The sequence below is a fragment of the Streptomyces lunalinharesii genome (assembly GCF_039532155.1).
Taxonomy (GTDB): Bacteria; Actinomycetota; Actinomycetes; order Streptomycetales; family Streptomycetaceae; genus Streptomyces; species Streptomyces lunalinharesii.
The window spans coordinates 1-924 of the sequence record NZ_BAAARK010000112.1; the positions used below are offsets into that span (position 1 = coordinate 1).

Consider the following 924-nt stretch of genomic DNA (forward strand, 5'->3'; position numbering starts at 1 on the left):
TGCACGGCTTCCGTCGCCTGCGCATCCGATGGGAGCGACGGGACGACATCCATGAAGCCTTCCTCGGGCTCGCTACATGCCTCATCACCTACAGACACGTCCGACGCCTTTGTTAGGACCTCTTAGCAGGGTGTTGCGGCTGACCGGCACCTCAAAGACGTTCGTCATCCGAGCTCCGGCCCGGCCGGCGAGCGCGAGGCCGACCGCGACCAGTGCGGAGCGCAGCCGCTCGGTCCGCCGGCCGCACCGACGGGTGAGTCCCGGCACCTGCTCGGCAAACGTCCTGCGCTGGCAGGTCCCCTTCGCGCAGACGAAGCGACGCGCCCGCAGAGACATCACAACGAGCTTGCCGGCCGCTGGCAGATCACGAGGAAACCGCAGGTAAGAGCCATGTATTCGTCCTGACTGGCCCCCGCATTCCGGGCAGGCCGCTTGCCGGGCAGTCGTGCGGGCCTCGACCCGGACAGCCGTGTCGATCACCTCGACCGACACCACCGGCACATCGTCAACCGAGAAGAACAGCAGCTCATCCAGCTGCGGCAGCACGTCGCTCACGACGAAGGACTGTCGACCACATCGCATTCCAGCCGGACGATTTTCGGGCGACCTCAAGCCTCATCACACAAAGATCAACAGTCACCCCGCGTACGCGACCACAAGAAGTGGACCAGAGCCACTACTGCTCCTCGATAAAGCCACCGTGTGATTCAGGGAGTTGCGTGAAGCGGCTGCCTCGGCTTCAGCCCGAGACGAATGAACTGCTGCCACAGTGGTGGGCATGGAGCAGCCATCAGCGTTAAGAGGTCCTAACAAAGGCGTCGGACGTGTCTGTAGGTGATGAGGCATGTAGCGAGCCCGAGGAAGGCTTCATGGATGTCGTCCCGTCGCTCCCATCGGATGCGCAGGCGACGGAAGCCGTGCAGC

1 protein-coding gene and 2 pseudogenes are annotated in these 924 nt (G+C 63.9%); 1 reads left to right on the forward strand and 2 read right to left on the reverse strand.

All coding sequences use genetic code 11. The features are described 5' to 3' along the window. Positions 1-116: pseudogene (locus ABD385_RS41170) on the forward strand (IS5/IS1182 family transposase); the annotation flags it as partial. Here the strand turns inward: ABD385_RS41170 and ABD385_RS41175 are convergent. Both ABD385_RS41175 and ABD385_RS41180 read right to left on the reverse strand, forming a co-directional pair. Continuing rightward, positions 85-555, reverse strand: coding sequence for a transposase family protein (locus tag ABD385_RS41175; RefSeq protein ID WP_344585404.1), 471 nt, complete (start codon positions 553-555; stop codon positions 85-87). The pseudogene ABD385_RS41170 and the gene ABD385_RS41175 sit on opposite strands and share 32 nt — an antisense overlap. A gap of 251 nt (positions 556-806) precedes the next feature. Then, positions 807-924, reverse strand: a pseudogene (locus ABD385_RS41180) (IS5/IS1182 family transposase); the annotation flags it as partial.